At 46.2% G+C, this 25,721-nt stretch carries 26 protein-coding genes; 5 read left to right on the top strand and 21 right to left on the bottom strand.

Going from position 1 to position 25,721, the window contains the following annotated elements:
- Positions 1–30 precede the first annotated feature (30 nt).
- The 20 genes from atpG to AC6R05_RS09890 form a co-directional block, all read right to left on the bottom strand.
- Positions 31–897 (bottom strand): F0F1 ATP synthase subunit gamma, encoded by an 867-nt coding sequence (gene atpG / locus AC6R05_RS09985; protein WP_032548641.1) that lies wholly within the window; start codon positions 895–897, stop codon positions 31–33.
- Positions 898–945: 48 nt separating this feature from the next.
- Positions 946–2,487, bottom strand: a complete 1,542-nt coding sequence (gene atpA / locus AC6R05_RS09980) for a F0F1 ATP synthase subunit alpha (RefSeq protein WP_032548640.1) — start codon at positions 2,485–2,487, stop codon at positions 946–948.
- A 13-nt stretch (positions 2,488–2,500) separates the two neighbouring features.
- Positions 2,501–3,034 (bottom strand): F0F1 ATP synthase subunit delta, encoded by a 534-nt coding sequence (gene atpH, locus AC6R05_RS09975; RefSeq protein WP_032548639.1) that lies wholly within the window; start codon positions 3,032–3,034, stop codon positions 2,501–2,503.
- Between the two features lie 15 nt (positions 3,035–3,049).
- Complete coding sequence (atpF, locus tag AC6R05_RS09970) at positions 3,050–3,520, bottom strand: F0F1 ATP synthase subunit B (RefSeq protein ID WP_032548638.1); 471 nt, start codon at positions 3,518–3,520, stop codon at positions 3,050–3,052.
- 71 nt (positions 3,521–3,591) lie between these two features.
- Positions 3,592–3,846 (bottom strand): F0F1 ATP synthase subunit C, encoded by a 255-nt coding sequence (gene atpE, locus AC6R05_RS09965; RefSeq protein ID WP_010319963.1) that lies wholly within the window; start codon positions 3,844–3,846, stop codon positions 3,592–3,594.
- Positions 3,847–3,897: 51 nt separating this feature from the next.
- The gene (gene atpB, locus AC6R05_RS09960) at positions 3,898–4,695 is read right to left on the bottom strand and encodes a F0F1 ATP synthase subunit A (RefSeq protein WP_032548636.1); all 798 of its coding nucleotides are present in this window, start codon (positions 4,693–4,695) and stop codon (positions 3,898–3,900) included.
- 8 nt (positions 4,696–4,703) lie between these two features.
- A complete protein-coding gene (locus AC6R05_RS09955) occupies positions 4,704–5,093 on the bottom strand; it encodes a F0F1 ATP synthase subunit I (RefSeq protein ID WP_032548635.1) in 390 nt (129 codons plus the stop codon).
- Positions 5,094–5,283: 190 nt separating this feature from the next.
- On the bottom strand, positions 5,284–6,165 hold the full coding sequence (locus AC6R05_RS09950; protein WP_032548634.1) for a ParB/RepB/Spo0J family partition protein: 882 nt from the start codon (positions 6,163–6,165) through the stop codon (positions 5,284–5,286).
- A gap of 23 nt (positions 6,166–6,188) precedes the next feature.
- Complete coding sequence (locus AC6R05_RS09945; protein WP_032548633.1) at positions 6,189–6,962, bottom strand: ParA family protein; 774 nt, start codon at positions 6,960–6,962, stop codon at positions 6,189–6,191.
- Positions 6,963–6,976: 14 nt separating this feature from the next.
- A complete protein-coding gene (gene rsmG / locus AC6R05_RS09940; RefSeq protein ID WP_150870618.1) occupies positions 6,977–7,609 on the bottom strand; it encodes a 16S rRNA (guanine(527)-N(7))-methyltransferase RsmG in 633 nt (210 codons plus the stop codon).
- A complete protein-coding gene (mnmG, locus tag AC6R05_RS09935) occupies positions 7,609–9,504 on the bottom strand; it encodes a tRNA uridine-5-carboxymethylaminomethyl(34) synthesis enzyme MnmG (RefSeq protein WP_331440243.1) in 1,896 nt (631 codons plus the stop codon). The genes rsmG and mnmG overlap by 1 nt, the downstream gene beginning before the upstream one ends.
- Before the next feature lie 483 nt (positions 9,505–9,987).
- Positions 9,988–10,422, bottom strand: coding sequence for an FMN-binding protein MioC (gene mioC / locus AC6R05_RS09930; protein WP_285407600.1), 435 nt, complete (start codon positions 10,420–10,422; stop codon positions 9,988–9,990).
- 44 nt (positions 10,423–10,466) lie between these two features.
- Positions 10,467–11,828 carry a tRNA uridine-5-carboxymethylaminomethyl(34) synthesis GTPase MnmE gene (gene mnmE, locus AC6R05_RS09925; protein ID WP_500647258.1) on the bottom strand — a complete coding sequence of 454 codons (1,362 nt, stop codon included), beginning with the start codon at positions 11,826–11,828 and terminating at the stop codon, positions 10,467–10,469.
- Between the two features lie 138 nt (positions 11,829–11,966).
- Positions 11,967–13,586, bottom strand: a complete 1,620-nt coding sequence (yidC, locus tag AC6R05_RS09920) for a membrane protein insertase YidC (protein ID WP_500647257.1) — start codon at positions 13,584–13,586, stop codon at positions 11,967–11,969.
- Between the two features lie 2 nt (positions 13,587–13,588).
- Positions 13,589–13,846: a membrane protein insertion efficiency factor YidD gene (gene yidD / locus AC6R05_RS09915; protein WP_084181753.1), complete on the bottom strand. Its 258-nt coding sequence runs from the start codon at positions 13,844–13,846 to the stop codon at positions 13,589–13,591.
- On the bottom strand, positions 13,813–14,136 hold the full coding sequence (gene rnpA, locus AC6R05_RS09910) for a ribonuclease P protein component (protein ID WP_032548627.1): 324 nt from the start codon (positions 14,134–14,136) through the stop codon (positions 13,813–13,815). Before rnpA ends, yidD begins: the two co-directional genes overlap by 34 nt.
- Positions 14,137–14,181: 45 nt before the next feature.
- Positions 14,182–14,316 carry a 50S ribosomal protein L34 gene (rpmH, locus tag AC6R05_RS09905; protein ID WP_004735800.1) on the bottom strand — a complete coding sequence of 45 codons (135 nt, stop codon included), beginning with the start codon at positions 14,314–14,316 and terminating at the stop codon, positions 14,182–14,184.
- 206 nt (positions 14,317–14,522) lie between these two features.
- Positions 14,523–15,260: an amino acid ABC transporter ATP-binding protein gene (locus AC6R05_RS09900; RefSeq protein WP_500647256.1), complete on the bottom strand. Its 738-nt coding sequence runs from the start codon at positions 15,258–15,260 to the stop codon at positions 14,523–14,525.
- The gene (locus tag AC6R05_RS09895; protein WP_032548625.1) at positions 15,257–15,928 is read right to left on the bottom strand and encodes an amino acid ABC transporter permease; all 672 of its coding nucleotides are present in this window, start codon (positions 15,926–15,928) and stop codon (positions 15,257–15,259) included. Before AC6R05_RS09895 ends, AC6R05_RS09900 begins: the two co-directional genes overlap by 4 nt.
- 118 nt (positions 15,929–16,046) lie before the next feature.
- Complete coding sequence (locus AC6R05_RS09890) at positions 16,047–16,796, bottom strand: amino acid ABC transporter substrate-binding protein (protein ID WP_032548624.1); 750 nt, start codon at positions 16,794–16,796, stop codon at positions 16,047–16,049.
- A 310-nt stretch (positions 16,797–17,106) separates the two neighbouring features.
- On the opposite strand from AC6R05_RS09890, the gene dnaA reads away from it, so the two are divergent.
- The 5 genes from dnaA to AC6R05_RS09865 all read left to right on the top strand — a co-directional run bounded on the left by dnaA (position 17,107) and on the right by AC6R05_RS09865 (position 24,141).
- Positions 17,107–18,525 carry a chromosomal replication initiator protein DnaA gene (gene dnaA, locus AC6R05_RS09885; protein WP_032548623.1) on the top strand — a complete coding sequence of 473 codons (1,419 nt, stop codon included), beginning with the start codon at positions 17,107–17,109 and terminating at the stop codon, positions 18,523–18,525.
- 83 nt (positions 18,526–18,608) lie between these two features.
- Positions 18,609–19,709, top strand: coding sequence for a DNA polymerase III subunit beta (dnaN, locus tag AC6R05_RS09880; RefSeq protein WP_150870609.1), 1,101 nt, complete (start codon positions 18,609–18,611; stop codon positions 19,707–19,709).
- Positions 19,710–19,746: 37 nt separating this feature from the next.
- A complete protein-coding gene (recF, locus tag AC6R05_RS09875) occupies positions 19,747–20,826 on the top strand; it encodes a DNA replication/repair protein RecF (protein ID WP_500647255.1) in 1,080 nt (359 codons plus the stop codon).
- A gap of 17 nt (positions 20,827–20,843) precedes the next feature.
- Positions 20,844–23,261: a DNA topoisomerase (ATP-hydrolyzing) subunit B gene (gene gyrB / locus AC6R05_RS09870; RefSeq protein WP_032548619.1), complete on the top strand. Its 2,418-nt coding sequence runs from the start codon at positions 20,844–20,846 to the stop codon at positions 23,259–23,261.
- A 445-nt stretch (positions 23,262–23,706) separates the two neighbouring features.
- Entirely contained in the window at positions 23,707–24,141 is a 435-nt protein-coding gene (locus tag AC6R05_RS09865) for an Hsp20 family protein (protein ID WP_032548618.1), read from the top strand.
- Positions 24,142–24,382: 241 nt separating this feature from the next.
- Here the strand turns inward: AC6R05_RS09865 and AC6R05_RS09860 are convergent, their stop codons facing one another.
- Positions 24,383–25,636: a valine--pyruvate transaminase gene (locus AC6R05_RS09860; RefSeq protein WP_500647254.1), complete on the bottom strand. Its 1,254-nt coding sequence runs from the start codon at positions 25,634–25,636 to the stop codon at positions 24,383–24,385.
- Positions 25,637–25,721 lie beyond the last annotated feature (85 nt).

Raw genomic sequence — 25,721 nt, 5'->3', positions numbered from 1 at the left:
GTTTTACCTAAGCTTTAACCGAAAAAGCGATTAAACCGCTGATGCGCCTGAAACGATCTCAGAAAGTTCTTGTGTGATTGCCGCTTGACGGGCTTTGTTGTACACAAGTTCTAAGTCATCAATTAGGTCGCTAGCGTTGTCTGTTGCAGCTTTCATAGCAATCATTCGAGCCGCTTGCTCACAAGCAAGGTTCTCTACCACACCTTGGTACACTTGAGATTCGACGTAACGAACCAATAGTGCATCTAGTAGTGGTTTTGGCTCAGGCTCATAAATGTAGTCCCAAGCATGATTGCGCTGCATGTCTTCGCTATCCGATTTAGGCAAAGGAAGTAATTGATCGATCGTTGGTTCTTGTACCATAGTGTTTTCAAACTTGTTGAACACTACGAACAGGCGATCCAATTCACCTTCATCATATTTCTTCAGCATTACGCTTACAGAACCGATCAAGTCTTCAAGGCTTGGGCTATCGCCTAGGCCAGAAACTTGAGCCGCTACTTTCGCGCCGCTGTTGTTGAAAAATGCTGTTGCTTTTGAACCGATAATTGCCAGTTCAACGTCAGCACCTTTCTCAGACCAGTCTTTCATGTCTAACATAGCTTTCTTGAACAAGTTTATGTTCAAGCCGCCACATAGACCACGGTCTGTAGAAACGATGATGTAACCAACACGTTTGGCTTCACGTTCCTCAAGATAAGGATGCTTATACTCAAGGCTACCGTTAGCCAAATGACCGATCACTTTACGCATTGTTTCTGCATATGGACGAGTAGCTTCCATTGCGTCTTGAGAACGACGCATTTTTGAAGCTGCTACCATTTCCATTGCTTTCGTAATCTTCTGTGTGCTTTTAACACTACCGATTTTATTACGTATCTCTTTTGCGCCGGCCATCGTTACTCTCCGTTAATGGTATGAGGTGACCCTAAGGCCACCCACCAATTACCAGGTCTGGGTTGCTTTGAAATCGTCAGCAAGCTTCTTCAGCTCAGCTTCGATATCATTGTTGTAAACACCCGTTTTGTCGATCTGCGTTGCAAGATCGGCATAGTGACTGCGAGCATACGATAGTAAAGCAGCTTCAAAGTCTAGAAGCTTAGAAAGCTCTACGTCTTGAAGGTAACCACGCTCTGCAGCGAAGATTACTAGTGCTTGGTCAAATACAGACATTGGAGCGTACTGCTTCTGCTTCATTAGTTCTGTAACTTTTTGACCGTGGTCTAGCTGCTTCTTAGTCGCTTCATCAAGGTCAGACGAGAACTGTGCGAATGCCGCAAGTTCACGGTACTGTGCTAGAGCTGTACGGATACCGCCAGATAGCTTCTTGATGATTTTAGTCTGCGCTGAACCACCTACACGAGATACTGAGATACCTGGGTCAACAGCTGGACGTACGCCCGCGTTGAATAGCTCAGTTTGTAGGAAGATCTGACCATCGGTAATCGAGATTACGTTCGTCGGTACGAATGCAGATACGTCACCAGCTTGTGTTTCGATGATAGGAAGAGCAGTTAGAGAACCTGTCTTACCTTTCACTTCACCGTTAGTGAACTTTTCTACGTACTCTTCGCTTACACGAGCTGCACGCTCTAGTAGACGAGAGTGAAGGTAGAATACATCACCCGGGAATGCTTCACGGCCTGGTGGACGCTTAAGTAGTAGCGAGATCTGACGGTAAGCTACCGCTTGCTTAGATAGATCATCATAAACAATCAGTGCGTCTTCACCGCGATCACGGAAGTATTCACCCATCGCACAACCTGCGTATGGCGCTAGGTATTGTAGCGCTGCAGATTCAGAAGCAGATGCAACAACAACGATAGTGTTTTCTAGCGCGCCGTGCTCTTCTAGTTTGCGAACTACGTTAGCGATAGTCGATGCTTTCTGACCGATTGCTACGTAGATAGAGAAAATACCAGAATCTTTTTGGTTGATAATCGCATCGATCGCCATCGCTGTTTTACCAGTCTGACGGTCACCGATTACTAGCTCACGCTGACCACGACCGATTGGGATCATTGAGTCAACAGACTTGTAACCAGTTTGTACAGGTTGGTCTACCGATTTACGGTCGATTACACCTGGTGCAATTACTTCTACAGGCGAAGTCAGTTTCGCTTCGATAGGACCTTTACCATCAATTGGCTCACCTAGTGTGTTTACAACACGACCAAGTAGTTCTGGACCTACTGGCACTTCAAGAATGCGGCCAGTACCTGTAACTTTCATGCCTTCCTGAAGGTCAGCATATGGGCCCATTACAACAGCACCAACCGAATCACGGTTCAAGTTAAGTGCTAGTGCGTAGCGGCCACCCGGTAGTTCAATCATTTCACCTTGCATCACGTCCGTTAGGCCGTGAATGCTAAGAATACCATCGCTTACCGATACGATAGTACCCTCGTTGCGAGCTTCACTAACAACGTCGAAAGATTCGATACGTTGTTTAATTAGATCGCTAATTTCCGTGGAATTAAGTTGCATGCTCCAATCCCCATTAAGACTGCAATGCATCGCTCAGGCGGTCTAGACGACCACGAGCTGAGTTATCGATGACTAGGTCTCCGGCTCGAATAATAACTCCACTAAGTAGAGTCTCATCTATACTGCAATTCAGCTGAACTTTGCGCTCTAGGCGCTGTTCCAATTTGCTGCTGATATCTGCCAGTTGTTCTTTAGAAAGTTCTACTGCTGAAGTTACTTCAACGTCGATCTCTTTCTCGTGCTCTTTTTTCAGAGCGAAAAACTCGTGACATACATCTGGAAGAGCCTTAAGTCGGCCATTCTCTGCCATCACTTTGATAAAGTTTTGGCCATGTGCATCAAATTGTTCGCCGCAGATTACAATGAAAATTTCAGCTAGCTTGCTGGCAGTTGTTGAACTGTTCAGTAGGCTAACAATATCATCGTTTTGTGCGACCTCGGCTGCGAAAGTAAGCATTTGACCCCATTGGTCTAGCTCGCCCTTCTCAACCGCAAAGTCAAAGGCTGCTTTAGCATAGGGGCGTGCGATTGTAGTCAAATCAGACATATTCAGCCCCTTGCATTAAAGTTTTGCAGTAATGTTGTCAAGAACATCTTTGTGTACTTCTTGGTCGATAGTACGTTCAAGGATTTTCTCAGCACCAGCAATTGCCAGAGTTGCGACTTGTTTGCGCAGGTCATCACGTGCACGTTTACGTTCAGCTTCAAGTTCAGCTTCTGCTTGAGCAAGAATCTTCTGGCGTTCTGCCTGAGCTTCTTCACGAGCTTCATCTAGAATTTGTGCTTTACGCTTATTTGCCTGATCAATAACCTCAGTTGCAGTGCGCTTCGCTTCTTTCAGTTGTTCAGAAGCGTTGGCTTGTGCCAGGTTCAAATCTTTAGCAGCACGTTCAGCTGCTTGTAGACCGTCAGCAATTTTCTTCTGACGCTCTTCAATTGCTTGCATGATTGGTGGCCATACATATTTCATGCAGAACCAAACAAACATAGAAAAAGCAATCGCTTGACCTAGCAGAGTTGCGTTCATATTCACAACAGCTACCCCTCTATTCGGACTTAGTGTTAATCAATGACAAACCTGAGTTTGTCTGAAGTTAAAAGTGATTAACCTAGTTGACCAACGAATGGGTTTGCGAAAGTGAATAGAAGTGCGATTACGATACCGATCATTGGAACCGCATCCAGTAGACCTGCGATGATGAACATCTTAACTTGAAGCATAGGAGCCATTTCAGGTTGACGTGCAGCACCTTCTAGGAATTTACCACCAAGAATTGCAAAACCAATTGCAGTACCTACGGCACAAAGACCAACAATAATAGCAACAGCAATTGCTGAAAAACTTAGTACAGTTTCCATTTACGTTCTCCGATTAACATTAATAGTTAGAATAAAGCTTAAAAATTTTTTTTAGTGATCACTATCTTCGTGGGCCATTGATAGGTAAACAATTGTCAACATCATGAAAACAAATGCTTGAATCAAAATAACCAAGATGTGGAAGATAGCCCAAGGTAGAGCACCTACCCATTGTAAGTACCACGGTAGCATCGCTGCGATAAGAATGAATACAACCTCACCCGCAAACATGTTACCAAACAAACGCATACCTAGAGATAGTGGCTTCGCTAGTAACGAAATTACCTCAAGTACCAAGTTGAATGGAATCATAATTGGGTGATTGAATGGGTGTAATGCCAATTCTTTAGCAAACCCGCCAAGCCCTTTCACTTTGATGCTGTAGTAGATCATCAGAGCGAAAACGCCCAAAGCCATTGCCATGGTGATGTTAACATCAGCTGTAGGAACCACTTTCAGGTAAGGGATACCTAGCCAATGCTCTGCAGGATATGGTAAGAAATCAATAGGCACTAGGTCCATCAAGTTCATTAAGATAATCCAGCAGAATATAGTCAGTGCTAGTGGAGCGATCAGCGGGTTGCGACCATGGAAAGTTTCTTTAACGTTGTCACCAACGAATTCCACTACCATTTCGACAAAACACTGAAGCTTACCAGGTACACCTGCTGTTGCTTGCTTTGCTACTGAGCGAAATACCCAAAGGAATAACGCACCAGTTAGTACAGAGAAGAACAGACTGTCTATATGTACGTTCCAGAAACTTGTCTCCTCTACAAAACCTAGCTTGGCTAAAGACAGGTTCTGTAAGTGGTGTTCAATGTATCCGGATGCTGTTGCCGCAGCCATAACTCGTCCTATTTCTTATTGTTAATGAAAAGCACTGGCGCAAAGATATTAATACCGAGAGCCAGTAAATAGGTCAGTTTGAGGGGAATTAATTCCACCTGCATATACATGTAGACAATAGAGAATAGTAAAACTGTGATTAAGATTTTTAATGCTTCGCCTGCATAGAACGACGCTGCAACCAGTTTTGTCGCACGCGCCCCACAAAAGAGAAAAGCACACACACAAAACACCACATTGGCAATGACAAAAATACCGCCACCCACCAGTGAAGCAAAACCCCAATCAGGATTAACAGCTAAACCTAACCCCACCGCCACTAATATAACCGCGCTAAGCTCGATCAATAACATTTGCTTTGCAAGCACTCGTCCTGGTCTTGCTAACGCCGCTACCATGTATTCGTTCCTCTTTTAAGCCCACTTACCACCGCTTAAAAGCGTGCTGAGAAATTGGCGAAAATTATACGTTCAGCCAAACTGATTGCAATAAAAACGCAGCAATCATTTACATTTTTGTATACAAACCGACAACTTTCGTACGAAAATTATTGTTTATTACATTATTGACCTAAGTCAATTATCTCATTTAGTCCTCTAGCTTGGCAATAAGTTGCTCTAATTTGTGAGGCTCATCAAGTGTAATCGTCACTTTTGACTTTCCTGTACCAGTTCGGACAATTGTAACGTTTGCTTGCAATTTTTCCGTTAGTCTTCGTGAAAGTTCGATGGCTTCTTGGTCTTGCGGCTGAGTTTCCGCTTCAACCTCTGGTTTTAGGCACTTTTTGACAAGTTGCTCGGTCTGGCGAACCGTCAATTGCTTGCGTGCAGCGGTGTTCGCTGCCTCGACTTGTTGCTCACCTTCGAGCGCCAACAATGCACGAGCATGACCCATTTCAAGCTGCTTAGTCACCACCAACTCTTTCACTGGTGCTGCTAGCTGATTGAGGCGTAGAAGGTTACTCACTGTAGTGCGTGACTTACCAATCACCTCTGCCACCTTCTGGTGTGTCAGCTCAAACTCGTTCTGTAGACGTTCTAGCGCTTGCGCCTCTTCGATGACATTCAAGTCTTCACGCTGAATGTTCTCAATCAGAGCCATCGCGATTGCCGCGCGATCTTCAACCTTTTTCACCAAACATGGCACCTGCTTTAGGCCTGCTTGGCGAGCTGCACGCCAACGACGCTCACCAGCAATGATCTCATAATGATCTTGCGACAGTGGACGCACAACGATCGGCTGGATGATACCTTGAGATTGAATCGATGCCGCTAACTCTTCAAGCGCGTCTGGCGCCATGTCTTTACGTGGCTGATAGACACCTGGCTTCAAGCTGCCAATCGCAAGTTCGGTTAACTCACCATCAGCAGAGAGAGCCTGACTATGAGAAGCGACTTGCTGTTTTTCACGAGCCATTGAGCTAGTTGCAAGTAATGCATCTAGCCCTTTTCCTAAACCACGTTTAGACATTGAGCGAATTCCTTTGGTTTGATTTAAACTGGGACTTCTTCACGACGTAACATCTCGCCAGCGAGTGCCAAGTAGGCCTTTGCTCCGGCGGAGTATTTGTCGTAGTACATCGCTGGTTTGCCATGGCTTGGAGCCTCAGCAAGACGTACATTTCTAGGGATCACAGTTCGGTAGACCTTGCTACCAAAATGCTTCTTGAGTTGATCAGATACTTCATTCGACAAGCGGTTGCGAGGATCATACATAGTACGAAGTAAGCCTTCGATCTTCAGATTCTCATTCACAACAGCTGCCAGTTTACTGATGGTATCCATCAAGGCAGTTAAACCCTCTAACGCAAAGTATTCACACTGCATCGGAACCAAAACAGAGTCCGCCGCAGCCATCGCATTAATTGTAAGAAGGTTTAGAGAAGGGGGGCAATCAATAAAGATGAAATCATAGTTATCGCGAACTGACGCGAGGGCATTCTTGAGCCTCACTTCACGCGCAAACACTTCCATCAACTTGATTTCAGCCGCGGTAACATCACCGTTGGCTGCGATGAGATCGTAGTTTCCCGACGTACTGCGGCAAACTACCTCATCAAAAGGTGTGTCTTCAACCAATAAATCGTAAGCAGTTGCTTCAACCTGATACTTGTCGACACCGCTTGCCATAGTGGCATTACCCTGTGGATCGAGATCGACAACCAAAACTTTGCGCTTAGTGGCGGCCATAGAGGCTGCCAAATTAATGCAAGTTGTTGTTTTTCCTACACCACCTTTCTGGTTGGCAATTGCTACAATTCTACCCACTATGGCCTCGCTGATTATCCCTGACGCGATAACGTTACTAGATGACGCTCTCCATCAAGCTCTGGAACTTGCAAAGCTTTGATGTCAGTTACTGAACACCAGTCCGGTAACTGGTCCATTTCGTCTCTAGGATGTTGTCCTTTAAGAGCCAAAAATACACCGGATTGCTCTTTAGGTAAATGATGACACCACTCAACCATGTCTGTCATTGATGCAAATGCACGACTGAGCACAGCGTCAAACTTTTCTTCTGGCTGGAACTCTTCAACGCGACTTTGAACAGGTGTCACGTTGTCGATACCCAACTCATGTACGACTTGCTTGATAAAACGAATACGCTTTCCAAGGCTATCCAACAAGAAAAACTCACAATCAGGATTCATAATTGAGAGCGGGATACCAGGAAGGCCTGGACCCGTACCGACATCAATAAAACGCTTGCCCTGTAAGTGAGTGCTGACAATGATGCTATCTAAGATATGTTTCACCATCATGTCCATCGGGTCGCGAACCGAAGTTAGGTTATACGCCTTATTCCATTTATTGAGCAGTTCAACGTAACCAACCAGTTGGCCACGTTGTTTATCTGATACTTCTAGGTCGGTCTGACTGATCAGGTGATCCAGTTTTTCGCGTAGTGCGCTCATTATGCTTCCTCACCTTTCTTCAGTAGGCCATGTTTCTTCAAGTAAACCAGTAGGATAGAGATTGCAGCCGGCGTAATACCTGAAATTCGAGAGGCAATACCAATCGACTCTGGCTTCGCCGTCGACAATTTCAGTACGACTTCGTTAGATAGACCTTTTACTTGGCTGTAATCAAGATCAACAGGCAGTTTGGTGTTTTCGTGACGCAGCGACTTTTCGATCTCATCTTGCTGACGCTGAATGTAACCCTCGTATTTCACTTGGATTTCAACCTGTTCTGCAGCTTGTTGATCGTCTAAAGCTGGAGCAAAACGATCCAGAGCCGTCAGTTGTGAATAAGTCATTTCTGGACGACGCAGAAGATCCTCACCGCTCGCTTCACGCGACATTGGCGTTTTTAGGATCTGGTTAAGTGCATCGATGTCTTCAGATTTCGGGTTAATCCAAGTCTCTTTCAGGCGCTGACGCTCTTTTTCCATGTTGTCGATTTTCTCGTTGAAACGCGCCCAGCGCGCATCGTCAATCAAACCAAGTTCACGAGATTTCTCCGTCAAACGGATATCGGCGTTGTCTTCACGCAGTAACAGACGGTATTCAGCACGAGAGGTAAACATGCGGTACGGTTCTTTAGTACCCATGGTTGATAGGTCGTCAATCAATACGCCCATGTAAGCCTGATCACGACGTGGGCTCCAACCTTCTTTGCCTTGAGTAAACAGGCTTGCGTTCAAACCGGCCATTAAGCCTTGCGCTGCTGCTTCTTCGTAGCCCGTGGTACCGTTGATTTGACCCGCAAAGAACAGACCCTTGATAAACTTAGTCTCGTAAGTCTGTTTTAAATCACGTGGGTCAAAGAAATCGTACTCAATTGCGTAGCCTGGACGCACGATGTGTGCATTTTCGAAGCCTTTCATTGAGCGAACAATCTGCACCTGAACATCGAATGGCAAGCTGGTCGAGATACCATTTGGGTATAGCTCGTGCGTGGTTAGGCCTTCCGGCTCGATGAAAATCTGGTGGCTGTTCTTATCTGCAAAACGCATCACCTTATCTTCGATTGAAGGACAGTAACGTGGGCCGATACCTTCAATCACGCCCGCATACATTGGGCTACGGTCTAGGTTATTGCGAATCACTTCATGAGTAGATTCGTTCGTGTGCGTGATATAACACGGGATTTGACGTGGCTGCTGCGCACGGTTACCCATGAATGAGAAAACAGGTGTTGGATTATCACCGTGCTGAACCTCAAGTTCAGAGAAATCGACACTACGAGCATCAATACGCGGTGGAGTACCCGTTTTTAGGCGATCAACACGGAAAGGAAGATCACGCAGACGTTGAGCCAATGCGATCGATGGTGGATCACCCGCGCGACCACCTGATGAACTTTCCATACCGATGTGGATCTTACCGCCTAGGAATGTACCAACCGTTAATACCACAGCCTTAGCATGGAATTTCAGTCCCATTTGCGTCACAACACCGACGACTTGATCCTGTTCTACGATCAAATCATCCACTGACTGTTGGAACAGAGTCAGGTTTGGTGTGTTTTCTAGGGTGCTGCGAACGTACGCTTTGTACAGGGCACGGTCAGCTTGAGCGCGTGTAGCACGAACGGCTGGTCCCTTAGAGGCATTAAGAGTACGGAATTGAATACCTGCATGATCAATGGCTTGAGCCATCAATCCACCCATTGCATCGACTTCTTTTACTAAGTGTCCCTTACCAATACCACCAATCGCTGGGTTACAAGACATTTGCCCCAGGGTATCGATATTGTGAGTAAGGAGTAACGTACTTTGACCAGTACGCGCAGATGCGAGTGCGGCTTCCGTTCCTGCATGGCCGCCACCGACTACGATGACGTCAAATTTTTCGTGATAAAGCATGAACCGACCTCAGGTATTCAAACGATTTCTAGACAGATAAAAAGGAGCGATATTCTACCTGTTTTCATAGCGTGAGAAAACGTTTTTGGAATTTTTCAGGAACGCTATTTTTAATTAATATAGATAAGATCTTTAAAGAGATCTTTTATTGGATCTATTATTAGGATCGAGAGGTTCTGTGGATAACTCAAAAATGATCAACAAGATCATGGATCTTTTTTGGATCAAATGGTGTGATCTAATTTTGATCAGGATGAGGATTGGCTGGGATCAAAAAGGCCACTTATGCACACCCTAAAAAGTGATCTTAAGTTGTTATTTGGATAACTATAGGTTAATCACTGTATTTCTATTATCTTATCCACAATAAAAATGGCAATAAATGAGAAAAAAGTGCCATTTCATTGGTAAAAGTTATTCACAGCTGGTGGTTTTGGGTACAAAAAAAGCGGCTTTCGCCGCTTTTTTATCGATTATAGAACTCTAAAACTGCTCACTATGATCGTTAAACCACTCTTCTGCAGCGTCTTCGGGTACCGGAGTCTCCAATACATCGATGGTAAAACAGTCAGAAATCGCTTGTGCGCCAAGATTTGTTAATAACTCATGGGCGGCTTGGCCTGCGGCGCAGAAGGTATCGTAGCTTGAGTCACCAATCGCAATCACAGCAAAACGAACCTTATCGAGTTGAGGTGCTTGCTCGGTCAGATCGGCAATGAATGGCTTGATATTGTCTGGGAATTCACCTGCACCATGGGTTGATGTCACGATCAACCAAGTATCTTGCTGCGGGATCGATGCATACTCAGGTTGATTGTGGAGCGTGATTGCCAGACCTTGTTCTTCGAGGAGATCATTTAAGTGATCACCAACGTACTCAGCCCCACCGAGTGTGCTGCCCGTAATAATGTGGATCATGGATATTTCCTTATAAAAAGGGCGAGCTATGCTCACCCTAGTTTTTATTTACCAATACAGAAAGAAGAGAAGATGCGACCGAGTAGGTCGTCTGAGCTGAACTCACCGGTAATCTCGTTAAGGTGCTGTTGAGCAATACGCAGCTCTTCTGCCAAGATTTCACCTGCCATATAGCCTTCAAGTTGTTGCTGGCCAATATCCAGGTGCTCTGATGCGCGTTCCAGTGCATCAAGGTGGCGTCGGCGTGCCATGAAGCCGCCCTCATGGCCACCAGCAAAGCCCATGCATTCTTTTAGATGATTACAAAGAGAATCAATGCCTTGGCCTGTTTTCGCTGATAGACGAATGAGTGTTGGGTCATTCACATGACAGATCCCTAGCTCTTCACCCGTTTGATCGGCTTTATTACGGATCACCGTCATACCGATTTTAGCCGGTAGGCGATCAACAAAATCAGGCCAGATATCTTTCGGGTCCGTCGCGTCTGTGGTTGTACCATCCACCATAAATAGCACTCGGTCTGCTTGTTCAATCTCTTCCCAAGCACGCTCAATGCCGATTTTCTCGACTTCATCAGATGCGTCACGCAGGCCTGCAGTATCGATGATGTGCAGTGGCATGCCATCAATGTGGATATGTTCACGCAGTACGTCACGTGTGGTACCAGCAATATCAGTCACGATAGCGGACTCTTTACCAGATAGCGCGTTGAGTAGGCTCGATTTACCTGCATTAGGACGGCCAGCAATCACCACCTTCATGCCTTCGCGCATGATGGCACCTTGGTTAGCCTCTTGGCGAACCGCTTCCAAATTGTCGATGATAGCCTGTAAATCAGCACTTACTTTACCGTCGGCTAGGAAGTCGATCTCTTCTTCTGGGAAGTCAATTGCCGCCTCAACATAGATACGTAAGTGAATCAGTGACTCTACCAGCGTGTTTATGCGCTTTGAGAATTCACCCTGCAGTGACTGGAGCGCCGATTTTGCCGCTTCTTCAGAGCTTGCATCAATCAGGTCAGCAATGGCTTCTGCTTGGGTTAAATCCATTTTGTCATTGAGGAATGCGCGCTCTGAGAACTCGCCGGGACGTGCTGCACGTACGCCTGAGATGGTTAGGATACGCTTAATCAACATGTCCATAACCACAGGGCCACCGTGGCCTTGAAGCTCAAGAACATCTTCACCAGTGAAGGAGTGTGGGTTAGGGAAGTAAAGGGCAATACCTTGGTCTAACTCAATACCATCATGAGATTTGAATGGCAGGTACTCCGCGTAGCGAGGTTTTAAAACCTTACCTGTGACCTCTAGAGCAACCTGAGCTGCCTGTGGGCCTGAAACGCGGATAATACCGACACCACCACGCCCGGGCGCGGTCGCTTGAGCAACAATCGTATCTGTAGTCATAGTTGTGCCTGCTAGCAAGTGAACGTCGAAAGGGCGCTCACGATTAATCAATTAGCTGAATTGTAATCAGCCCAAAACAAAAAGGCGACCTTTTGGCCGCCTTTCTTTTAACTCTTAGTCTTACCGACTGCGTAACGCTTACTTAGAGTGTAAGCCTTTCTTCTCCAGCTGCTTGTAGATAAGCGTTTGCTGAATCAGAGTTACGATGTTCGATACTAGCCAGTAAAGAACCAGACCAGACGGGAAGAACAGGAAGAAGAATGTGAACATAACCGGCATGAAGGTCATGATCTTCTGCTGCATTGGATCCGTTACTGTTGTCGGGCTCATCTTCTGAATTAGGAACATTGAAGCACCCATTAGAAGTGGCAAGATGTAGTAAGGGTCTTGTGCTGAAAGGTCAGTAATCCAACCGAAGAACGGTGAGTGACGCAGTTCAACAGACTCCATTAGTGCCCAATATAGAGAAATGAAGATAGGCATCTGTAGAAGGATAGGTAGACAGCCGCCTAGCGGGTTTACTTTCTCTTTCTTGTACAGTTCCATCATTTCTTGGCTCATGCGTTGACGGTCATCGCCAATACGCTCACGCATTGCAGTCAGCTTAGGCTGAAGCATACGCATTTTCGCCATAGACGTGTACTGAGCTTTCGTTAGTGGGTACATAGCACCACGAACGATGAAAGTTAGGACGATGATTGCTACACCCCAGTTCGATACGAAGCCTTGAATGAACGAAAGCAGAGTATGAAGTGGTTTAGCAATGAACCATAGCCAGCCGTAATCTACTACCAAGTCTAGGTTTGGTGCAGTTGCTGCCATTTGGTCTTGAAGTTTTGGACCAACCCATAGTGTTGCTGTGAAGTTTGCTTGGTCGCCATTTGCAATCGTCTTGTTTGGCATGCGAACACCGATGTCGCCAAGGTTGCCAATTACACGAGTGTAAAGGTTGCTGCCTGCTTCGTCGCGTGGGATCCATGCACTCGCAAAGTAGTGTTGGATCATCGCTGCCCAACCTTGGCCGTTCGCTAGGTTAAGAGACAGGTTGCGATCTTGCATGTCGTCGAAGCTGTATTTTTTGTAACGCGTATCTTCCGTAGAGTAAGCACCACCACGGTAAGTTGGCATTGTTAGGCTACCGCCGTCATCCATTACGTTTTGACGTAGGTGAGCGTACATACCAAATGTTGCGTTGTTGCCTGAGTTGTTCACCACATCGTATTCAACATCAATCGCGTAGCTGCCGCGCTTAAGGATGAATGTTTTGGTGTAATCAAGGCCGTTCGCTTGGTAGGTCATTGGGATGCGTAGTTCATCTTGACCATCCGCCAGTGTGAAGCTGTCAGCTGAAACTGTGTAGCTTGGGCGGTTTGTGCTGCTTAGGTCGATACCTTGTGGGCCAACAAGACCACTTTGAGCGATGAATTGGTGACCAGGTTCGTTCTTAAGTAGAACAAAGCTGTCTTCTGAATCGTATTCAGCAGAGTAGTCGTTAAGGCTTGCCGATACCACGTCGCCACCAACCGTATCAATTGACAGAGTCAGTACATCAGTGGTTACTGTGATCGCTTTTGCCGAAGCAACTTGACCCGGAGCTGGATCTAGGTCGTCTGCATAAGATGGCGCTGGTAGAGTGCTGCCAGATTGTGCCTGCTCAACCGCTTGTGGTGCTGGGTTCTTCGCTACGTTCCACTGTTGGAAAAGTAAGAAAGATACCAGAGCCAGTGCGATTAACAGGATATTACGTTGAGAATCCATCGTTATTTATCTCTGTCTTGTTTTTGGACTGGTGGAACGGGGTCATAGCCCCCTTCGTTCAAAGGATGGCATTTTAATAGACGTTTGCCTGATAACCAACACCCTTTTACAAAACCGTGAGCTTTCAACGCTTCTATCGCATATAAAGAGCAGGTTGGAGTAAATCGGCAGCGAGGGCCAATGAGTGGACTAATGAACCATCTATAAAAATAGATAGGTATTAGCGCTAACCACGCGAAGGGCGAGACAGGCGAAGCCATAATTTGTCTAATAATTTGAACATTTCTTCATTGCTCAAATCTTGCGCGCTCTTTTTAGCAATAACAACAAAATCTTTGTTAGGAAGTTTGTGTTGATTGTTACGAAAGCTTTCACGGCATAGGCGCTTAAATTTATTGCGACCAACGGCGGTTTTAATCTGCTTTTTCGGAACGGCTAATCCAAGACGAGGATTTGAAAGAGAGTTTTTACGAGCAATGATGGTGAAATGAGGGGAGCCAGCTCGATGAGCTTGCTTGAAGACATTTTGATAATGTTCGGGAGTTAACAAGCGTAACTCCCGACCGAAGGCTAGCTTTTTCAAAATAATCAAAGATTACTTAGAAAGACGCTTACGGCCTTTTGCACGACGTGCATTGATTGTTGCGCGACCGTTCTTAGTAGCCATGCGAGCACGGAAACCGTGAGTACGCTTACGCTTTAGAACTGTAGGTTGAAAAGTGCGTTTCATTGTAATTACCTTACTGATCAGTAGTTTTAGGTTTTTGTTAAACCCGGCGTGGGTATTGTTTCCCTCTTTATATAAAGAAAGGAGAACCGACGCCTCTCAACAAAGAGGCGGAATTGTAATCACTGTCACAAAAAGTGTCAATGATTGGGTTAACTAAAATTCCGGTCGGGGGATTATACGTAGAATCTCTAAAATCTCAAGGATCCTTACTCGATCCCAACCTTATTTAGGAATTTTTTTAATTTAGGATCTTGTGGATTACCAAAAATATCCTGTGGAGATCCTTGCTCGACAATGTGGCCATCTGCCATGAAGATCACGCGATCCGCGACTTCTCTCGCGAACTGCATTTCATGGGTAACCACCAGCATGGTTTGATGCTGATTTGCCAGTTTTTTCATTAGGTTAAGTACTTCACCGACCCATTCAGGATCGAGTGCAGAAGTCGGCTCATCGAACAGAAGTAGCTCTGGTTGAAGGGCCATGGCTCGGCCAATACCAACACGCTGCTGTTGGCCGCCTGAGAGCGCTGCTGGATAGCTATCAGCTTTGTCACCTAGACCAATGTCATCAAGTATTTGTTGTGCTTTTTCATAGGCTTGCTGCTTCCTCCAACCACGTACTGTGATCAAACCTTCAGCGATGTTTTGCTTGGCAGTTTGATGCGCAAACAGTGCGTAGTTTTGGAAGACAAAGCCGGTCTTACGACGCAGCGCTAATACCTCTGCTTTGGTGTGATTTTCAACGTCGACCTTGATGTCATCAATCGCAATCGAACCTTGATCGGCGTGTTCTAGAAAGTTCACGCAACGCAATAGGGTCGACTTACCAGTACCACTCGAACCGATGATAACGATAATCTCACCTTGTTGGATTTCAAGGTCGATACCTTTAAGGACTTCCGTCTCTCCAAACTGCTTGTGGATATTTTCTAATTTGATCATCGTGCATACGCCTTATTCAGTTTCGCTTCGGCCCATAGTTGAATACGAGTTAAAATCACCACCACACCCCAGTAGATAAGTGCTACGGCTAAGAACGCTTCGAAGAAACGGAAGCTTGAAGAGGCCTCCATTTGCGCTTTTGCCATAATCTCAGCCACACCAAGGGTGAAGGCAAGCGAGGTCGACTTAATCATATCAATGAAGTAGTTCATCAGTGACGGTAGAGCGACACGTGTTGCCTGTGGCAGGATCACACGGCGCATCGCCTGACTGGTCGTCATACCTACCGAAAGACTCGCCTCCATTTGGCTGCGGTCGATACCAATAATCGCGGCACGAATACTCTCTGCCATGTAGGCGGCGAAGTGCAATGTTAAACCAATAACCGCGGCACTGAAGGCATCTAAGCCAACCATCCATGGGAACACTTGCGGTAAGCCGTAGTAAAGCAAGAATAGCTGTACCAGCAGTGGGGTACCACGGAAGAAGCTAATATAGAGTTGGCTGAGTTGATCCAGTACTGGGATTTTGAACACACGAATGTTTGCTAGTATCACAGACAGGATCAGGGCAAAGAATAGGCCCCATATTGCCATCTCCATGGTTGTGCCTAGATACTTAAACAGTATCGGTAGCAACTCCAGCATGTAATTAAAGTCAAATCCCATAATCTATCTCGTTTGGTTATGTCAGGCGTTGGGTAATGTGTTGTGGTTATTAGTGACTAAAAAAAGAAAAACCCACTGCAGAGAAAAGCAGTGGGTTATGGCTGTTTAGAGTGAGTAATTACTTCTTAGTAATGTCCGCACCAAACCACTTCTCAGAGATTTTCTCTAGCGTACCGTCAGCACGCATTGCTGCAAGTGCTTCGTTTACTTCTGCTTGAAGCTTCTTACCGTTTTCGTTATCAACAAATGGCCATGCGTTTTCGATAGTTTCGAAAGGTTGACCTGCTAGTTGCAACGGTAGACCTGTTTTCTTGATTAGCTCAAGAGCTGATAGGCGGTCCATAACAAAAGCATCGGCGCGACCTAGTGCTACATCGTGCTCAATACCTGTGTCGTAAGTTTTTACGTTGATTTTGCCGTCTTTGTCGTAGTTACGTAGCAGCTGTTCAAAGTTTGAGCCTAGGTTAACCGCAACGGTTTTACCATCTAGGTCTTCAATGCCTTTAATGCTGTCGTTACCTTTACGTACAGTAATCTGTGCGCCATCAACCACGTACGGGTCAGCAAATAGGTATTTTGCCTTACGTGCGTCTGTCATTGTGATTTGGTTTGAGATCGTATCGATACGACCTGTTTCAAGAAGACCGAATAGACCAGAGAAGTTCGCTGTTACGTACTCCACTTTGTAGTCATTACGTTTACCAATTTCATCCCACAGATCCACTTCAAAGCCTTGTAGCTTATCTTGCTTCACAAACGTGAACGGGAAATAACGGCCAGACATGCCTACTTTAACTTCAGTGGCAGCTTGAACAGTAGCAGCAGATAGTGCGATAGCCGCAATTGCAGCTTTAACCCAGTTTTTCATTTGGTAACTCCTTATCATTATGGGGTGAGATGTTACTGGGAAAACAGTCAATAGAATAAATAACCAGATGTTATTAACCATAACCAGATTGAATTCTAATTTTGGGGATAACTAGACAGGATCCGGGCATAAGTGGATCATTATGTGAGTAAATTTGGGGCAATTTGTGTGGATCCAGACATTTTGGCTAAAATTATTGTGAATAACTTGGATCTTATTCACTGGAACCGCGATCAATTGCTGGCGATCTGATTTATCAACAGGTAAAATTGCCCTTCATTTCAAATAACTTAAATAGAGTGGGGGCACCGTGTCATCTTCGCTTTGGTTGCAATGTTTGCAACAGCTTCAAGAAGAGCTACCAGCTACAGAATTCAGTATGTGGGTTCGTCCGTTACAAGCGGAGCTCAATGACAATACTCTTACTCTATTTGCACCGAACCGCTTCGTGTTGGATTGGGTGCGTGATAAGTACCTAAATAGCATTAACCGTCTACTGCAAGAGTATTGCGGTAACGATATCCCCCATCTTCATTTTGAAGTGGGAAGTAAACCGGTATCGGCGCCTAAGCCTGCAGCTCCTAAGCCAGCACGCACAGCCGCTGATGTTGCCGCTGAATCTTCGGCTCCGGCACAGCTGCAAGCTCGTAAACCTGTTCACAAGACATGGGATGATGAAGAGCCTGCAGCAGAGGTCGACCTCAACCACCGTTCAAACGTGAACCCTAAACACAAGTTCAACAACTTCGTTGAGGGTAAGTCGAACCAACTTGGTCTAGCAGCAGCACGCCAAGTGGCGGATAACCCAGGTGCAGCGTACAACCCTCTATTTCTATATGGCGGTACCGGCCTAGGTAAAACTCACCTATTGCACGCGGTAGGTAATGCGATTGTTGATGGTAAGCCGAACGCTAAAGTGGTGTACATGCACTCTGAGCGTTTTGTTCAGGATATGGTTAAAGCCCTACAGAACAACGCGATTGAAGAGTTCAAACGCTACTACCGTAGTGTTGATGCACTGCTTATCGATGACATCCAATTCTTTGCCAATAAAGAGCGTTCTCAAGAAGAGTTCTTCCATACTTTTAATGCGCTACTGGAAGGCAATCAACAGATCATTCTAACTTCTGATCGTTATCCAAAAGAGATCAACGGGGTAGAGGATCGTCTTAAATCTCGTTTCGGTTGGGGCCTAACGGTTGCGATCGAGCCGCCTGAACTAGAGACGCGTGTTGCGATCTTGATGAAGAAAGCAGAAGACCACCAGATTCACTTGGCTGATGAAGTGGCATTCTTTATCGCTAAGCGACTACGCTCAAACGTTCGTGAGCTTGAAGGTGCATTGAACCGTGTCATTGCCAACGCAAACTTTACTGGTCGTCCAATCACCATCGATTTCGTACGTGAAGCACTGCGTGACCTACTGGCACTGCAAGAGAAGCTGGTTACTATCGATAATATTCAGAAGACAGTGGCGGAGTACTACAAGATTAAAGTAGCGGACTTACTGTCTAAGCGTCGTTCTCGCTCAGTGGCGCGCCCACGTCAATTGGCGATGGCACTGGCAAAAGAGCTAACCAATCACAGCCTACCTGAGATTGGTGATGCATTTGGTGGTCGTGACCATACTACGGTTCTGCACGCGTGTCGTAAAATTGCTCAGCTTCGTGAAGAGAGCCACGACATTAAAGAAGACTATTCTAACCTGATCCGTACCCTTTCTTCTTAATACACAGTATTCTTAACCAGAGATAACAGAATATCGGCCGCTCGTTGGATAACGAGCCGCCCTTGATACCTTAAGAGCAAGCTATGAAATTTACCATTGAACGCAGTCACCTGATTAAGCCGTTACAACAAGTCTCTGGCGCACTGGGTGGTCGACCAACCCTACCAATCCTAGGTAACCTACTGATTAAGGTTGAAGATAACGTATTATCAATGACCGCCACCGATCTAGAAGTGGAGTTGGTGAGTCGCGTGACACTAGAAGGTGAGTTTGAAGCGGGCAGCATCACGGTACCTTCTCGTAAGTTCCTTGATATCTGTCGCGGTTTACCAGATAGCTCAGTGATCACTGTGGTTCTCGACGGCGACCGTGTTCAAGTACGCTCTGGCCGCAGCCGTTTCTCTTTAGCAACGCTACCGGCGGCTGATTTCCCAAATATTGAAGACTGGAGCAGCGAAGTTGAGGTGTCTGTGACACAAGCAGAACTGCGTGGTCTGATCGAGAAGACACAATTCTCAATGGCGAACCAAGACGTTCGTTACTACCTCAACGGTATGTTGTTTGAGATTGAAGGCTCAACACTACGTAGCGTTGCGACCGACGGTCACCGTATGGCGGTATCTCAAGCTCAGCTTGGTGCTGATTTCGCACAGAAGCAGATCATCGTGCCTCGTAAGGGTGTTCAAGAGCTCGTTAAGCTATTAGATGCACCAGAGCAGCCGGTAACGCTGCAAATTGGTAGTTCAAACGTGCGCGCTGAGGTGAACAACTATGTCTTCACTTCTAAGCTTGTTGATGGTCGTTTCCCTGATTATCGCCGCGTAATGCCGCAAAATACCACCAAAACGCTAGAAACTAGCTGTGATGAACTGCGCTCTGCTTTCTCTCGTGCTGCGATTTTGTCGAATGAAAAATTCCGTGGCGTGCGTGTGAATCTTGCGGATAGCGAAATGCGTATTACGGCGAACAACCCAGAGCAAGAAGAAGCGGAAGAGATGCTAGACGTGAACTACGAAGGTGACGCGCTAGAGATCGGCTTCAACGTAAGCTATGTTCTGGATGTATTGAACACGCTACGCTGTGAACAGGTTCGTGTTTCTATGTCAGATGCCAACGCCAGTGCATTGATTGAGAACGCACAAGATGACAGCGCGATGTACGTTGTTATGCCAATCCGTCTATAGAGATGGTGCCGTCGTTAATGATTAATATGATGACGTTATGCCAATCTCTCGTCTGATCGTTAAGCAGTTTAGAAATATTGAAGCCTGTGACATTCAACCGTCATCAGGCTTTAACTTTCTTATAGGGGCGAACGGCAGCGGTAAAACCAGTGTCCTCGAAGCGATTTACCTGCTCGGGCATGGCCGCTCTTTCAAGAGCTCCTTAACTGGTCGCATCATCCAAAATGAGTGTAGTGAGCTGTTTGTTCACGGCCGTTTTTTGACCTCGGATCAATTTGAGCTGCCTATTGGCATTAATAAGCAGCGCGATGGCACAACAGAGGTTAAAATAGGCGGTCAATCTGGACAAAAGCTGGCGCAATTAGCACAAGTCTTGCCTTTGCAGTTGATTCACCCAGAAGGGTTTGATTTACTGACGGATGGGCCGAAACATCGTCGTGCCTTTATTGACTGGGGCGTGTTTCACAGCGAATCTGGTTTTTACGATGCATGGGGGCGAGTGAAGCGCCTTAATAAGCAACGTAACGCGCTGCTCAAAACAGCCACCCACTATCGCGAGCTTAGCTACTGGGATCAGGAACTGGCGCGATTGGCAGAAAACATCAGCCAGTGGCGAGCAACCTATGTTGAACAGCTTAAACAGGTCGCAGAAGAGATTTGCGCCACCTTCTTGCCAGAGTTCGAGATAAAGATTAACTACTATCGCGGCTGGGACAAAGATACGCCCTATGCCGAGATACTAGAGAAGAATTTTGAAAGAGATCAGCAGCTTGGTTACACCTTTAGTGGACCAAACAAAGCGGATCTAAAGATAAAAGTGAACGGCACTCCAGTGGAGGATGTCTTGTCACGAGGTCAACTGAAGTTGATGGTGTGTGCACTGCGCGTGGCTCAAGGCCAGCACCTCACTCAGATGACAGGTAAGCAGTGCGTCTACTTAATAGATGACTTTGCTTCCGAATTAGATAGCCAACGCCGAGCACGCCTTGCAGAGTGTTTAAAGGCGACCCAGGCACAAGTTTTTGTAAGCTCTATTACCGCTGATCAGATTGCCGACATGCATGATGAAAATAGCAGGATGTTTCATGTGGAACATGGCAAAATAGAGCAAGGATAATTAGTCAGAGAGTAACTATGTCAGATAATTACGATTCATCGAGTATTAAGGTACTGAAGGGTCTGGATGCGGTACGTAAGCGTCCTGGAATGTACATTGGCGACACGGATGATGGTACCGGTCTGCACCACATGGTCTTCGAGGTGGTAGATAACTCTATTGATGAAGCACTTGCTGGTCACTGTAATGACATCATTGTTACTATTCATGACGATAACTCGGTTTCTGTTCGCGATGACGGCCGTGGTATCCCTACCGAAATGCACCCAGAAGAGCAGGTATCTGCAGCGGAAGTAATCATGACGGTTCTTCACGCGGGTGGTAAGTTCGATGACAACTCATACAAGGTATCGGGTGGTCTGCACGGTGTAGGTGTTTCTGTAGTAAACGCACTGTCGAAGCAGGTTACTCTTACTATCCACCGCGGTGGTCAAATCCATACTCAAACCTATCACCACGGTGAGCCTCAAGCACCACTAGCTGTGATTGGTGAAACGGACAAAACGGGTACAGAGATTCGTTTCTGGCCAAGTGAAGAGACGTTCTCTAACACCGAATTCCACTACGACATTCTAGCGAAGCGTCTGCGTGAGCTTTCTTTCCTAAACTCAGGCGTATCGATCAAGCTGCGTGATGAGCGTGAGGAAGACAAAGGTGACCACTTCATGTTTGAAGGTGGTATCCAAGCGTTTGTTGAGCACCTAAACACCAACAAAACACCAATCATCCAGAAAATCTTCCACTTCGATAACGAGCGTGATGATGGCATCACTGTCGAAGTAGCGATGCAATGGAATGATGGCTACCAAGAGAATATCTACTGTTTCACCAACAACATCCCTCAACGCGATGGTGGTACTCACCTTGCGGGCTTCCGTGCAGCGCTAACGCGTACACTGAACAGCTTCATGGATAAAGAAGGCTTCTCTAAGAAAGCGAAGACAGCGACTTCAGGTGATGATGCACGTGAAGGTCTAACTGCGGTTATCTCGGTGAAAGTGCCAGATCCTAAGTTCTCAAGCCAAACTAAAGACAAGCTGGTTTCTTCTGAAGTGAAATCTGCGGTTGAGCAGGCGATGGGTGAGAAGCTGTCTGAGTTCCTAATTGAGAACCCAGCGGAAGCGAAAACGGTTTGTACTAAGATCATCGATGCAGCACGTGCACGTGATGCAGCGCGTAAAGCTCGTGAAATGACTCGTCGTAAAGGCGCGTTAGACCTAGCAGGCCTACCAGGTAAACTGGCTGACTGTCAGGAAAAAGATCCAGCACTCTCTGAACTATACATAGTGGAGGGTGACTCGGCAGGCGGCTCCGCAAAACAAGGCCGTAACCGTAAGAACCAGGCTATCCTACCGCTGAAAGGTAAGATCCTGAACGTTGAAAAGGCGCGCTTCGATAAGATGCTATCTTCACAAGAAGTAGCAACGCTGATCACAGCACTTGGCTGTGGTATTGGTCGCGATGAGTACAACCCAGATAAACTGCGTTACCACAACATCATCATCATGACCGATGCCGACGTCGATGGTTCGCACATTCGTACGCTACTGTTGACCTTCTTCTACCGTCAAATGCCTGAGCTTATCGAGCGCGGCTACGTGTACATCGCTCAGCCACCGCTTTACAAAGTGAAGAAAGGTAAGCAAGAGCAATACATCAAAGACGAAGACGCAATGAACCAATACCAAGTGGCATTGGCTCTTGATAACGCAGCACTTCACGTAAATGCAGATGCGCCAGCATTGGCAGGTGAAGCGCTAGAGAAGCTGGTTCAACAATACAACTCTGGCATTAAGCTGGTGGAGCGTATGAGCCGTCGTTACCCACACGCACTGATGCACGAAATGATCTACATGCCACGCCTAACGGCAGAGCAGTGTCACGACGAAGCGGCAGTTGAAGCGTGGGGCAAACAGCTTGTTGAGCAACTGAATGCGAAAGAAGTCGGCGCAAGCCAGTACTCACTAGAAGTTGAGAAACACGAAGAGCTAGGTCTAAGCCTACCTAAAGTTGTTGTTCGTACACACGGTGTTACACACGAGCACGCATTGAGTGTTGAGCTGTTCAACTCGAAAGAGTACGACAAGCTAGCAAGCCTATCTGAGGCTCTAGATGGTCTAATCGAAGAGGGCGCATACATCAAACGTGGTGAGCGTACTCAAGAGGTGAACAACTTTGTTGATGCTCTGAACTGGTTAGTGAAAGAGTCTCGTCGTGGTCTAAGCCTACAGCGATACAAAGGTCTAGGTGAGATGAACCCAGATCAGCTTTGGGAAACCACTATGGACCCAGAAACGCGTCGCATGATGCAAGTAACGATCGAAGATGCAGTCGGTGCAGACCAGCTGTTCACCACACTAATGGGTGACCAAGTTGAGCCGCGTCGCAACTTCATCGAGGAAAACGCATTGAAGGTTGCTAACCTGGATGTGTAGATTGTCCTAAAAAACAATCTGAAAATTTTAAAAGACTGCCATAAATGGCAGTCTTTTTTATTGCCGATATTTTTATTATCTTTCAATAGGTTGGTTCGTCATCCTCAAGAGGAAGGAACGACCGAGTTGGGGATATCTAGAAGCGCGTAGAAAAATTTTTTAGCTCGATCCCTTGAAATTATTTTGCTCAATCCATATATCTAGTTGTGAAGAGGATGACTGTCTTGCTCAAGAGAGAAGAAACAGACCCTTCGGAACGCTGAACAGGTATCGCTCAGGAGAGGATAACCTTGAAGGCACACAATTGAACTGATTTATTACTACGTCCCAGCGTTATCAGAACCCGAGGAGTAGCGGATAAATCCCTTAGTCGGCAGCGATTGAACACACTATTGATCCGTGCAAACTCACGACTAAGACTATTGCTTACTAAAAGGATAGCATTATGAGAACTGTAGATTTCACTCCACTATACCGCAACGCAATTGGCTTCGATCGTCTATTCAACATGATGGAAGCGAACACATCGAAGAACTCTTCTGGCGGTTACCCTCCATACAATATCGAGCAGAAAGATGAGAACAACTACCGTATTACTATGGCAGTTGCAGGCTTTGCTGAAGAACAGCTAGACCTAACTCAAAAAGAGAACATGCTGATTGTTAAAGGTGAGCGTAAACCAGAAGCAGAAAAAACCTATGTGTACCAGGGTATCGCAGAGCGTGATTTCGAGCGTAAATTCCAACTGGCTGACTACGTAAAAGTAGTTGGTGCGAGCATGGAAAACGGTCTATTGCACATTGATCTAGAACGCGAAATCCCAGAAGCGATGCAACCACGTAAGATTGCTATTAATGGTAATGGTCTAATCGAAGGCTAATACCCGTCATACTTGAAGCTACAGCGTTGTTGACGTCGTAAATTCCCCCTAATCACATAGGTTCCCTATGCTCATAGGGCTGAATTTTCTAGTCGCCTAGCTGAATCCCCAATTATTTAGGGTATTCAAGTGACAAAAATTATCGGGAAATAAGAGTGAAAGAGCACCTCGTGAGGTGCTCTTTTTTATTTGCTCTGTTAGCGTCATTCCCTAGAGGGAGGAACGACCGAGTAGGGAATCTCTATTTGCTTTCACTGTAAGCCTTTTCCACTTCTTCAGCGATAATCTTAATGCCTTTCTGCATCATCTCATCGTCTTGTACGTAGTTCATACGCAGACATTGATGGGCATGGTCCCAGTCATCCTCTTGACCAATAAAGAAGTACTCACCTGGAACAATCAATACCCCGCGAGCTTTCAGACGTTTGTAAAGCTCCATGGTTGTGATTGGCAGTTCATCAAACCATAGCCACAAGAACATCGCGCCCTCTGGTTTGTGAATGCGGAAGCGCTCGTCGGTGATCGCTTGTTGCAGCAGCTCGACAGCTCGCAGAGATTTCTGACGGTAGAATGGCTTGATGGTGTTCTCACTCAGCTCAAGCAGGTCGCCTTTCTCAATCATATGATGCGCAAGTGCAGGGCCGATGCTGCCCGGCGCCAAACTGATGATGCCATTCATATTGGTCATCGCTTGCGTGACTTCTTCACTCGCAATCACGATACCGCAACGCACACCTGGTAAACCAAGCTTAGACAGGCTCATGCATAGGATGGTGTTCTCGTTCCAGAAAGGCTCTACATCCTCAAAGATGATGTTTGGAAACGGCAAGCCGTAGGCATTATCAATGATCAGAGGGATGTTATTGTCACGCGCCAGTTTATCTAGCTTGCGGATCTCTTCATCTGTTAGTACGTTGCCCGTTGGGTTGGTTGGGCGTGAAGCACAGATAGCCGCTACCGACTCATCCACTTTGAGCTCTTCAAAGTCGACGTGGTACTTGAACATGCGATCATCAAGCATCTCAATTTCTGGGTGGTAAGAGATAAAGATGTTTTCATCTATTCCGGCATCGCCGTAACCGATGTACTCCGGTGCCAATGGTAGTAGGATCTTTTTGTGTGAGCCGTCTGGCTGCTTACCCGCAAGCAGGTTGAATAGGTAGAAGAAGCCGCTTTGGCTGCCATTGGTAAGGCTGATGTTCTTTTCGCTGATGTTCCAGCCATAGGTCTCTTTCAGTAGAGCGGCTAACGCTTTTACGAAAACATCTTTGCCCTGCGGTCCATCATAGTTAGCGAGGGCATTGATCAGGGCCCCACTGGCGAGGAGTTCTCCACTGGCTTGGTGAAAGTAGTCGAGCATGGCAGGAATGGCTGCTGGGTTACCACCACCGAGCATGATGGCACCTGGAGTGCGTAGACCATCATTCAAATCATCCATTAACTGCGTAATACCTGAGTACTGATTAAATTTTTCACCAAATTGAGAGAATTGCATTACTTATTTTACCTAATTCATTGTGATTGCTTGTTATGTGTCATTAAGACAGACCTTATGTCTGCCATCAGTGTATTCCTTGAAC

Source organism: Vibrio sp. R11-SG3-ISO9, from assembly GCF_059834255.1.
The sequence above is the reverse complement of the archived record's forward strand: the minus strand, read 5'-3'. Positions and strand labels throughout refer to the sequence as shown.

Excerpts from the sequence above, each read along its gene's own strand:
- atpG (WP_032548641.1), bottom strand. The coding sequence starts at position 897 with ATGGCCGGCGCAAAAGAGATACGTAATAAAATCGGTAGTGTTAAAAGC.
- atpA (WP_032548640.1), bottom strand. The coding sequence starts at position 2,487 with ATGCAACTTAATTCCACGGAAATTAGCGATCTAATTAAACAACGTATC.
- atpH (WP_032548639.1), bottom strand. The coding sequence starts at position 3,034 with ATGTCTGATTTGACTACAATCGCACGCCCCTATGCTAAAGCAGCCTTT.
- atpE (WP_010319963.1), bottom strand. The coding sequence starts at position 3,846 with ATGGAAACTGTACTAAGTTTTTCAGCAATTGCTGTTGCTATTATTGTT.
- atpB (WP_032548636.1), bottom strand. The coding sequence starts at position 4,695 with ATGGCTGCGGCAACAGCATCCGGATACATTGAACACCACTTACAGAAC.
- AC6R05_RS09955 (WP_032548635.1), bottom strand. The coding sequence starts at position 5,093 with ATGGTAGCGGCGTTAGCAAGACCAGGACGAGTGCTTGCAAAGCAAATG.
- AC6R05_RS09950 (WP_032548634.1), bottom strand. The coding sequence starts at position 6,165 with ATGTCTAAACGTGGTTTAGGAAAAGGGCTAGATGCATTACTTGCAACT.
- rsmG (WP_150870618.1), bottom strand. The coding sequence starts at position 7,609 with ATGAGCGCACTACGCGAAAAACTGGATCACCTGATCAGTCAGACCGAC.
- mnmG (WP_331440243.1), bottom strand. The coding sequence starts at position 9,504 with ATGCTTTATCACGAAAAATTTGACGTCATCGTAGTCGGTGGCGGCCAT.
- mioC (WP_285407600.1), bottom strand. The coding sequence starts at position 10,422 with ATGATCCACATTATTACGGGCAGCACACTCGGTGGGGCTGAGTACGTT.
- mnmE (WP_500647258.1), bottom strand. The coding sequence starts at position 11,828 with ATGACTACAGATACGATTGTTGCTCAAGCGACCGCGCCCGGGCGTGGT.
- yidC (WP_500647257.1), bottom strand. The coding sequence starts at position 13,586 with ATGGATTCTCAACGTAATATCCTGTTAATCGCACTGGCTCTGGTATCT.
- yidD (WP_084181753.1), bottom strand. The coding sequence starts at position 13,846 with ATGGCTTCGCCTGTCTCGCCCTTCGCGTGGTTAGCGCTAATACCTATC.
- rpmH (WP_004735800.1), bottom strand. The coding sequence starts at position 14,316 with ATGAAACGCACTTTTCAACCTACAGTTCTAAAGCGTAAGCGTACTCAC.
- AC6R05_RS09900 (WP_500647256.1), bottom strand. The coding sequence starts at position 15,260 with ATGATCAAATTAGAAAATATCCACAAGCAGTTTGGAGAGACGGAAGTC.
- AC6R05_RS09895 (WP_032548625.1), bottom strand. The coding sequence starts at position 15,928 with ATGGGATTTGACTTTAATTACATGCTGGAGTTGCTACCGATACTGTTT.
- AC6R05_RS09890 (WP_032548624.1), bottom strand. The coding sequence starts at position 16,796 with ATGAAAAACTGGGTTAAAGCTGCAATTGCGGCTATCGCACTATCTGCT.
- dnaN (WP_150870609.1), top strand. The coding sequence starts at position 18,609 with ATGAAATTTACCATTGAACGCAGTCACCTGATTAAGCCGTTACAACAA.
- recF (WP_500647255.1), top strand. The coding sequence starts at position 19,747 with ATGCCAATCTCTCGTCTGATCGTTAAGCAGTTTAGAAATATTGAAGCC.
- gyrB (WP_032548619.1), top strand. The coding sequence starts at position 20,844 with ATGTCAGATAATTACGATTCATCGAGTATTAAGGTACTGAAGGGTCTG.
- AC6R05_RS09865 (WP_032548618.1), top strand. The coding sequence starts at position 23,707 with ATGAGAACTGTAGATTTCACTCCACTATACCGCAACGCAATTGGCTTC.
- AC6R05_RS09860 (WP_500647254.1), bottom strand. The coding sequence starts at position 25,636 with ATGCAATTCTCTCAATTTGGTGAAAAATTTAATCAGTACTCAGGTATT.